This is a genomic window from Caballeronia sp. (genome assembly GCF_049581465.1).
In the GTDB taxonomy this organism is placed as follows: domain Bacteria; phylum Pseudomonadota; class Gammaproteobacteria; order Burkholderiales; family Burkholderiaceae; genus Caballeronia.
Window position 1 is genome coordinate 1 of record NZ_JBAUSA010001181.1, and the last position, 3,968, is coordinate 3,968.

Consider the following 3,968-nt stretch of genomic DNA (forward strand, 5'->3'; position numbering starts at 1 on the left):
TCGCAGTGCAGCAAAATAGTTATCGTCGTGGAACAAAAACCGGAGTCTCCTGCCGGCGCCTCCCCGCGACGTGAGCAAATCTGTGGGGGGCACCAACTGCTCGATGGATCCCTGCGGTTCGCCGAAATAATACTGATCCGAACTCTGGCTGTCGTCGCGATGACCTACAAGCGCTGTAATCAGTGACTTGACATGAAGCGCGAGCGTCTCGAATCCTCGCAGCAGTGTTTCACTAGCCAAAAGCAGGTGCGACTTGCCGCTGGGCGACGCCGGGACGACCTCGATCAGCTTTTCGTCGATCAGACAGTTGATGCGGCGATGCGCCGTTCCATAAGCCAAGCCCGAAACCTTGATGAGCCGGGAAATCGACACATCCTCCTGCTGCAATTTTGCTTTTACCAGGAAACTCGTGAGTGCCCAGTCGGAGTCCGGAGCCATGCCTTGGATCTGCACGTTGAACGGGCCTCTCGTGCTATCAATGAACTCAATAATCCGTAGAAATTCTTGGTCGTTCATCGTTGGAGAGGCTAGCGTTTTCCCTAGATTGGGAGGTCTCCGCACAAATCGCGCGCATTAGTGGCCTCAAATATCCATTCTGGATGACTCGCCGATTGATGTCTAGCACGACGACAACTACTCTGATCCCACTGGTTGCGCGATGGACATCAGGGACAGCGAAGCGGGAGTGTGAGCCGTTAGCGGCCGACAAGACCCACGGGAGAAGCGAATGCATTTCATTGTCCATTGTCTCGACCATGAGAACGCTCTGCAGCGCCGTCTCTTGAATTACGAGGCGCACAAGGAATATCTCGCCAATGCCGAAGTGCAATCAATAATTTGGGGTCCACTGGTGTCCGACGACGGAGAAACGATAATCGGAAGCTGCTTTATGGTGGACGCTGAAAGCAAGGAAGACGTCATCCAGTTCAACCGGAATGATCCGTTTGCTGTCGCTGGGGTCTGGCGACAGGTCAATATCCATGGTTTCCTCAAACGCGTGGACAACCGGGAAAAGTGAACCGAAACGAATGCTGGGACAGCGGGGATCGCCATCTGCTGCTGATCTTCTGCCTGATTTAGAAGTGGCAGCGGAGCTTGCAGAGCACGATCACAATCAGAACCCGTTATAAATAAATCAGCCGAAATAAAGGGGCTGATTAGATTTATATTCTAAGGATAGCGAAGTGATAAAAGGGCCGGTAAAAGTAGCAATGGTGGGTCTCGGATGGTGGGGTCGCAAGATGATCGCCGTCACGAAGGGCGCGGCCGAGGATCTGGACGTTGTATGCGCTGTGGAACCGTTTGGTGAGACCGCAGAGGCATTCTGCAACGACAACGGCATCCGTTTTTTCCGGGAGTACTCCGCTGCTCTGGCTGATCCGGAAGTCGAGGCCGTCATTCTCGCCACACCGCACGATTTGCACGAGGAGCAGCTCGACCAAGCGGTCAGCGCCGGCAAGCATGTTTTCTGCGAGAAGCCGCTGGCATTGACTCGTGAGGGTGCTGTACGTGCCGTGAGGGCGTGCGAATCGCGTGGGCTTATTTTGGGGATGGGGCATGAACGCCGGTTCGAACCACCTGTTGCGCAGATGCTCGCGGCCGCAAGCGACGGTACCCTCGGTCGGATCCTGCAGGTTGAGGCCAACTTTAGCCACGACAAGTTCCTGAGCCTCGATCCCTCGAACTGGCGACTTAATTCCAGTCTCGCTCCCGTGGCCGGGATGACGGCGACGGGCATTCATCTGACGGACCTCGCAGTCAAGCTACTCGGCACCGCGCTGGACGTGCGCGTCGTCTGTGAGAACCTCGCCTCGCCATTCCCACAGGGCGACACAATGAGCGCCCATGTTCGCTTTAGAGACGGGGGAACCGCCTATATAAGCGCCACCCTGGTCACCCCGTTCGTATCCCGGTTTGCAGTGTTCGGTACGAAAGGCTGGATCGACATTCGGGACAGGGCACATGTGGAATCGCCAGACGGCTGGGTCGTTACGAAGACGTCGACGGGCATGCCAATTGAGGTTTCTCACGTGCCTCCGGCGGAGCCTGTACGCGACAACCTCGTCGCATTTGCGCATGCCGTGCGCGGTGAAAGTGAGTACCCCATCAAGGCGTCGGAAATGATCGAGAACATCGCACTTCTCGAAGCAATTATTGCATCCGCCAAGAACGGGCAAGTAGTGGCTCTCGCCTGATAGCGAACCTCAAAAAACACAATTGGAGACTCAAATGAAGGCTCTTGTATTCGAAGCCCCCGGCAAGCCCGTAGTTAAAGACTTGCCCATGCCGCAGATCAAGGACACGGAAGTCCTGATTCGCACCCGCGCTGTGGGGATCTGTCACTCTGATTATGAGCTTCTTGGAGGCCGGTACATCATCCCGATCTCCTATCCTGTTACACCTGGCCATGAATGGTGCGGAGAAGTCGTGGAGGTGGGACGGTTGGTGTCAGGTCTTGACGTCGGGGACCGCGTGGTTGGCGAATGTGTCGTCGAGACTCCCGAACGTCTTCACCATTTTGGTTTCTCCATGGACGGGGCGGACCGCGAGTATTTCGCTGTTCAGCCGGAGTGGCTTCACAAGCTCCCCGCCAATCTGGACGACACGACGGGTTCTCTGATTGAGCCGTTCACATGCGGATACTACGCGGTGATGCGATCCGGCGGGACCAACGCCAGCGAAACCGTCGTCGTTTCGGGCGGAGGCACGATCGGACTGTGCGCGGCTGCGGCGGCGATCGGCATGGGCGCACGCGTGATCGTGATTGACCCGGTCGCCCGTCGCCGGGAAGCAGCCCTTAAACTTGGAGCGGACTTCGTGCTGGAGCCAACGGACGATGTGATCGAACGGGTGAAAGCGCTTACCGGCGGCAAGGGCGCAGAGTTGGTCATTGAAGCATCCGGACATGACTCGTCCCTTGGGAAGGCGTTTGCGTTTGCTGCTGAAGAAGGACGTGTTTCAATGGTCGGCATCAGCATCGACCGCATGGTGACGGCTAACCTCGGGCAGATTCAAATGCGCAACCTCACCGTTCGCGGTTGCATCGGCTCCCCTGGTGTTTGGCCTGCGGCGATCCGCTTCCTTGAAAAGACAGGAATCGATCTGTCGCCGATCCAGACGCATCGCTTCGATCTGAAGGATGCCTTAGAAGCTTTGAACGTGGCGCAAAGCGAGTGCATTAAGGTCACGCTGACAAACGCGTGAACACTTTGACGGGGAGCGTGGTTGTGGGCAGAACTGACGCAACCGGCGATCTGCACATCTGCAAGCACTCAAAAGTCTGGGCGGGCGCAGCGTCAAGTCCCCCAGTGAGGATTGCCGTCCGTTTCCACACGTTGATGCAACCGCTCTAGCGCGGAGAGAGTCCATGCGTAATATTAACGAAGACACAATCACACAGGCTGTAGTCGCATCGATGCGCGACGCTGGAAATGCCAGACTGCGTACGGTCATGACCTGTCTGGTCCAACACCTGCACTCGTTTGCACGTGAAGTGAAGCTTACGGAAGATGAATGGTTCCAGGCAATCAGATTTCTGACCTCCGTGGGCCATATCACCGACGACAAACGGCAGGAATTCATCCTTCTGTCGGACACGTTGGGCCTGTCGATGCTGGTGACTGCGCAAAACAATAAGAGGCCGGCAGAATGCACAGAGGCTACCGTCTTCGGTCCGTTCTTTGTCGACGGTTCGCCGGAGTACAAGAATGGTGATGACATTTCCAACGGTGCGTGCGGTGAGCCTTGTTTCGTGAGCGGCAGGGTTCTCAGTGTCGACGGATCGCCAATCGCTTCCGCACGAATCGACGTGTGGCAGTCGGACGAAGACGGCTTTTACGACGTCCAACGGCCGCCGGAGATCTCATCGATGCCTGAACACCGGGCGCGCGGCTGGCTGAGCAGCGCGGCCGATGGGAGCTTTAAATTTCGCTCCATATTGGCCGTGGCATACCCGATCCCTCACGATG

At 56.8% G+C, this 3,968-nt stretch carries 5 protein-coding genes; 4 read left to right on the top strand and 1 reads right to left on the bottom strand.

Features of this window, described 5'->3' with window-relative positions; genetic code table 11:
* Nucleotides 1-516, bottom strand: a 516-nt coding sequence (locus WCA53_RS28895; protein WP_423919140.1) for a hypothetical protein, incomplete at its 3' end; no start/stop codon positions are given.
* 211 nt (nucleotides 517-727) lie between these two features.
* Between WCA53_RS28895 and WCA53_RS28900 the strand changes: the two genes are divergently transcribed.
* From WCA53_RS28900 to WCA53_RS28915, 4 genes are all read left to right on the top strand, one after another.
* Nucleotides 728-1,018: a YciI family protein gene (locus WCA53_RS28900; RefSeq protein ID WP_423919143.1), complete on the top strand. Its 291-nt coding sequence runs from the start codon at nucleotides 728-730 to the stop codon at nucleotides 1,016-1,018.
* A gap of 166 nt (nucleotides 1,019-1,184) precedes the next feature.
* Nucleotides 1,185-2,195 (top strand): Gfo/Idh/MocA family protein, encoded by a 1,011-nt coding sequence (locus tag WCA53_RS28905; RefSeq protein ID WP_423919146.1) that lies wholly within the window; start codon nucleotides 1,185-1,187, stop codon nucleotides 2,193-2,195.
* Nucleotides 2,196-2,283: 88 nt separating this feature from the next.
* Nucleotides 2,284-3,204 carry a zinc-dependent alcohol dehydrogenase gene (locus tag WCA53_RS28910; protein ID WP_423919149.1) on the top strand — a complete coding sequence of 307 codons (921 nt, stop codon included), beginning with the start codon at nucleotides 2,284-2,286 and terminating at the stop codon, nucleotides 3,202-3,204.
* Nucleotides 3,205-3,367: 163 nt separating this feature from the next.
* Nucleotides 3,368-3,968, top strand: a 601-nt coding sequence (locus tag WCA53_RS28915) for a dioxygenase (RefSeq protein ID WP_423919154.1), incomplete at its 3' end; no start/stop codon positions are given.

Bases quoted from the DNA above. Each gene is read 5' to 3' on its own strand.
- WCA53_RS28900 (WP_423919143.1), top strand. From the start codon at position 728: ATGCATTTCATTGTCCATTGTCTCGACCATGAGAACGCTCTGCAGCGC.
- WCA53_RS28910 (WP_423919149.1), top strand. From the start codon at position 2,284: ATGCCGCAGATCAAGGACACGGAAGTCCTGATTCGCACCCGCGCTGTG.